Source organism: Actinacidiphila oryziradicis (assembly GCF_005047355.1).
Classification (GTDB): domain Bacteria; phylum Actinomycetota; class Actinomycetes; order Streptomycetales; family Streptomycetaceae; genus Actinacidiphila; species Actinacidiphila oryziradicis.
In genome coordinates this window covers 1-4359 of record NZ_SUMC01000242.1, presented here as the reverse complement: position 1 = coordinate 4359, position 4359 = coordinate 1, and the positions used below count along the sequence as shown (strand labels likewise).

Sequence of the window (4359 nt, the reverse complement as noted above, 5' to 3'; positions counted from 1 at the left end):
CCGACGCCCGGTCGGCCAGTCCGCGCACCAGCAGCACCGGCATCCCCGATTCGGCCTCCGGCTCCTCGACCGGACCCGGCGGCAACCAGGTGACGGCCGGGCCGAGCCGCCCGGTGAGCTGCCGCAGACCCCAGCCGGCCAGGTCCACCGGGATCCCGGCCAGGCGCCGCGCGGCCCATCCAGCCTCCACGCCGGCGCCGCGCGCCGTTGTCAGCCACGGCACCGACAGCTGCGGCCTCCACGGAATGGTCGTGGCGTCCACCTTCTCTAGTCGTGGCGGCTACCTTCTCTAGTCGCGGCGTCCACCTTCTCTACACGACCCCCACGTTAATACTACGTAAATTCATGATTGCACGCGCTGCCCTGCATGCACACCCCTCGAGTGATTACTCGCCGCCCAAGGCGGTGCGCCGGCAATAGCCCGGCGTGTCCGTTGGCAGCACTGCCCACTCCCTTTCGTCGTCAAGCCCATCGACCAGGGCGAAAGCGCCCCAACACGGGCATGAGGTGCCGTGCGGCACGGTCAGGACGGGGACTCACCCGGTTGTTTGCGCTGCTCGGTGACGGCTTGGACGCAGGAGTGCTGGACGAGCGCCTCAGCTGGATGGACGCAGCGTTCTGGGCGCAGTACCCGGCCGGGCTGCTCGCCCCGGTCCTCGCTTTCCGTGGTCACGGCCGGCGCGGGCGGCAGGAGGCGGCCATGACCGGATCGACCGCTTCCCGCCGCCGGTCGGCCACCGATACCGTGGAATCCAGGAGACGCTGGAGGCGCCCACCGCCCGCCGCGGCCGAGCGCCGCCAACGGTCCCTGCCGACGAGGTAGGCAGACCCTAATGACCGCGAGCGCACGCCCCCAGCCGCATCTGATACCGGACCGCCTGGATGCCACCGGTGTCGGCGACGATGCCGACGACCGCTGCCTGCCGGACGGCGCAGGCGGCCAGCTGCGCCAGAACCGCTCCCGGGTGCTCATGGCCGGCGATACCAGCACGCTGTTCAACGTGCTGCTCGGGCGTGACGTGCTGCCGACCGGCGTGCTGCCGGTCACGGCCCTGGCCACCACGGTGCGCGGTGGCGGACCGGAAGGCATGGTCCTCCGGTCCACCGACGGCCGCGTGGGGCAGCACGACGTACACAACCTGGCGAAGTACCTCACCCAGACGGCCGATCCCGGCAACCGGCTCGGGATCGCTGAGGTCGTCCCGCAGCTGCACACACCGCTGCTCGCCGACGGTGTTGAGCTGGTCGACACCTCCGGCACCGGCTCGGTGCAGGGCCAGAACACCGACGAAGCCCTGGCCAGCGTGTGCACCATGGACACCGCGATCTTCGTCCTCACCGCCGACCCACCGGTCTCCGCAGCCGAGCAGGAACTGCTCCGCCTGGTGGCGCAGGCATCCGTTCAGCACCTTCGTCGTGCTGAACAAGGCCAACCTGCTGGACCCCGCCGACCTGCCCGAGACAACGCCCCATGCCACAGCCGTGGCCGCCCAGGCGCTCGGCGCCGCCGTGTCGGTGTATGTGTGTGCCGCCCAGGCGGCAGTGCGGCGGGGTGGACGAGTTGGCGGTGTCACTCAGCGCCTACTTCACGTTCACGCAGCGCCGGGACGTGGACCTGCTGATCTCCCCCAGCTGCCGGGCCCGGCAGCTGGCCGCCGGGCTGCTCGACGACGGCGGTGGGCCTGGTACGCGCTCAGGGCCGCCGGACCGTGCAGGAGGTGAACGCCACCGCCGAACAGGCCGCTGCCACGCTCCCCCAACGGGTGGCCGACGCTTGGGCGGCGCAGTGGGACGAACACTGCGCCGGGCGGACCGGCCGCGACAGGGAAGCCGAAGGCCGACGCCGCCTCGCGACGCTGACCCGCACCGCCGTCGACCGGTGCCGTGGCAAACACGAACATCTGCTCACCACCAAGCCAACCGCGCTCGACCGACGCCTCTGCGACCGTCTCGCGCGCGACCTCGACACCCTCCGCGGCACCGTCCCCGATCTGCTCGGCGCCTCCCTCGTGCTGCCGCAAGACAGCGACCCGTGAACCCGCGCTTCTTCTCCGTCGGCATCTGCCGGGCGACCACGGGAAGAAGCGGCCCAGCGCACCTCTGGCTCGGGAGACGGCGGACCCGACTGACTGCCCTGGGCGGCGGCTCCCCGGTGGTCCGCAGCGTCCCCGGGCGGTGAGCCCGATGACCGGGACTGAGGCGGAGCCCACCGGTGGTGTGTTCAGCCGGATCGTGGTCGCGTACGACGACTCACCGCAGGCGCGCCGGGCCCTGGAGCGTGCGATCGGCCTGGCACGCAACCACGGCACCCAGCTGATCACCGTGGTGGTCGAGGCGCATCCGCCGCACCACGCCGCGACGATGGGCGAGGTGGAGGAGGAAATGGTGGTGGAAGAGCAGGCATTCCGTCCCTGGCTGGCCGCTGCCCGTGCGTTCGCCGACGAGTACAGCGTGCAGGTGACCGTGGAGATCCGCGCCGGGCCAGCAGCACAGGAGCTGGTGCGAGCCGCTGAGAAAGTCCACGCGGACTTGATCGTGCTCGCTCGCCGCGGCCGCCGCGTGCCGTGGGTGCCGCACCTCAGGTCGACCGCGCAGCAGGTCAGCCGCCGCGCGCCGTGCCCGGTGCTGATCGTGCCATGACCGCGCCATTCGGCGAAGCGCGAGGACCGGCGGTGCTGCCGAACCGTGCCCGGCGCGGCGCACCGGAGATGTACGTCGGGCATGCCGGTGAGGGGGCTCACCGCAACCGCGGCTGGTACCGCTGACGGTCCCTGGTTGATTCACGCGACCAGGAGCCATGCCCGCACCCGCCTCCCCGCACCCGCCTCCGAGTCCAGGCGCCGCCAGTGTGCTTCACCGGGCCGGGCACGACCTCTGGCCCGCCCGGCACGCTCAGCCGCACCCCACTCACCAGGTCCAGCTGGAGGCCTTGATGGGAATCCTGGACGATGCGGTGGCGGCACGACCGCTCGCGGACCAGGTGGTGGCCGGAGCCGGGCCCGCCCGGCTCCGGCGGCCAGGACGGCGCACAGCAACTCGAGGTCTGCCGCCGGCTGACCGTAAGGCTGCGCACGCTGAACCCCGACGACGACCGGCGCAACGTGCGGGAGCGGGCCTTGCGACTCCTGGTCTATCACCAGTGGATGACCCACCAGGCACTGGGCCCCACCTTCACCTCCCGGCCGGATGCCTGCGTCGAGGCGGTCCGCCTGCGCTGAACGGCCTGGGAGCACCGGCCAACAGGCTGCGGGACCTGCGCGACGAGATCAGGCCGGTGGCGGCCCGCGCGCTCGACGAGGGGTGGCGCAGCCATGAGCCGCTCACTGACCGGCGTTTCATGGCCCGCCCGCCGTCCCCGCATCACGCGGGAGGAGCGGACAGCCCGCGACCTGCGTGACGCCTGCACCTGCTCGCGAACGGCCCATGCGGGGTTGCCCCACCGGGGGCGGTCGGGCATCGTTGACCACGCAAGGTCCCATACGCCCCTCAAAGGGCGCTCAGCTTGTCTTTTATGGTCAGAAATCGAACACGGCGTCGCTCGTGGTTACTGGTGACGGCCTGAACTGTGTCGGGGCGCGGGCATCATGTAGTTATGCCTGCGCCTCGTGATCCTGCTCCTGCCCGGTACGTATGCATCGGCGTCGAGCGGGACTTGGATCGCTTCCTCGAAGAGTACGGGCTGACGGTGTCGGCCTTGCAGGACAAGATCGCAACTCGCGTGCCCGTCGGCGTCGGTGGCCTGCCCGGGCCCGTGGAGTATCTCGTCCACGAGTCGGTTCTTCGGTCGGACGACGAGTTCCCGTGCGCCGGGGACGCCGAGGCGTTGCAGTTCTGTCGTGCTGTCGCCCACCAGTTGTCGACGGAATTCGGCATCACCCCAGGTGAGGCGGTCGCGCGCATCGTTCGTCACTGGTGTGAGCCCGGGGACGACGGGCGGACTCCGCGGACGTGGATCGTGGGCTCGGACATCGCCTATCACGAGGATCCCGACTTCTGGGCGAACCACATTTACTACGGCGCTCACTGGTGGCCGCCCGGCGACACACCCGCGCCACTTCCATCGCCGTGACGTTGTGCAAACAGCTTCTGACCATAAAAGACAAGCTCAGCTTGACGTTAATCCTCGGCGGGCTTGGTGTTCCTTGATCGACTCGGCGCGTTTGACCGTCTTGCCGACGTCGTGGCGCTTGGCTCGGTGCTTGTTCTTCGAGCCGGGAGGCCGTCCTGAGCCGGGCTTGGACGGTTTCGGTGCGGCCGCGGGACGGGCCGCCGTCGCGCGGACGTTGCGAAACCCCCGGCGGACGCGGGCGGGAGTGAGGCGGCGGGGCTCGGCGGGTCGCTCCCAGGGACGGCGCAGGT

At 70.8% G+C, this 4359-nt stretch carries 7 protein-coding genes and 1 pseudogene; 5 read left to right on the top strand and 3 right to left on the bottom strand.

Annotated features, from left to right (window positions below; all coding sequences use genetic code 11):
• Together FCI23_RS54235 and FCI23_RS57940 are read right to left on the bottom strand one after the other, a co-directional pair.
• Nucleotides 1–262 (bottom strand): hypothetical protein (locus FCI23_RS54235; protein WP_211265896.1); only part of this gene is annotated, 262 nt, incomplete at its 3' end.
• Between the two features lie 261 nt (nt 263–523).
• Nucleotides 524–673 (bottom strand): hypothetical protein, encoded by a 150-nt coding sequence (locus FCI23_RS57940; RefSeq protein WP_169317469.1) that lies wholly within the window; start codon nt 671–673, stop codon nt 524–526.
• 160 nt (nt 674–833) lie between these two features.
• On the opposite strand from FCI23_RS57940, the gene FCI23_RS54230 reads away from it, so the two are divergent.
• From FCI23_RS54230 to FCI23_RS54210, 5 genes are all read left to right on the top strand, one after another.
• Nucleotides 834–1622, top strand: a complete 789-nt coding sequence (locus tag FCI23_RS54230) for a dynamin family protein (RefSeq protein WP_136731566.1) — start codon at nt 834–836, stop codon at nt 1620–1622.
• Nucleotides 1623–1718: 96 nt separating this feature from the next.
• Nucleotides 1719–2036: a hypothetical protein gene (locus FCI23_RS54225; protein ID WP_136731565.1), complete on the top strand. Its 318-nt coding sequence runs from the start codon at nt 1719–1721 to the stop codon at nt 2034–2036.
• Between the two features lie 148 nt (nt 2037–2184).
• The gene (locus FCI23_RS54220; RefSeq protein WP_246144911.1) at nt 2185–2640 is read left to right on the top strand and encodes a universal stress protein; all 456 of its coding nucleotides are present in this window, start codon (nt 2185–2187) and stop codon (nt 2638–2640) included.
• Nucleotides 2641–2948: 308 nt separating this feature from the next.
• A complete protein-coding gene (locus FCI23_RS54215; RefSeq protein WP_136731564.1) occupies nt 2949–3218 on the top strand; it encodes a hypothetical protein in 270 nt (89 codons plus the stop codon).
• A 434-nt stretch (nt 3219–3652) separates the two neighbouring features.
• Nucleotides 3653–4069: a hypothetical protein gene (locus FCI23_RS54210; protein WP_136731563.1), complete on the top strand. Its 417-nt coding sequence runs from the start codon at nt 3653–3655 to the stop codon at nt 4067–4069.
• 36 nt (nt 4070–4105) lie between these two features.
• Here FCI23_RS54210 and FCI23_RS59015 read toward each other — a convergent pair.
• A pseudogene (locus tag FCI23_RS59015) lies at nt 4106–4359 on the bottom strand (NF041680 family putative transposase); the annotation flags it as partial.

What these genes read in the sequence shown, in the direction of transcription:
- FCI23_RS54230 (WP_136731566.1), top strand. Translation starts at nt 834, where the DNA reads ATGACCGCGAGCGCACGCCCCCAGCCGCATCTGATACCGGACCGCCTG.
- FCI23_RS54220 (WP_246144911.1), top strand. Translation starts at nt 2,185, where the DNA reads ATGACCGGGACTGAGGCGGAGCCCACCGGTGGTGTGTTCAGCCGGATC.
- FCI23_RS54215 (WP_136731564.1), top strand. Translation starts at nt 2,949, where the DNA reads ATGCGGTGGCGGCACGACCGCTCGCGGACCAGGTGGTGGCCGGAGCCG.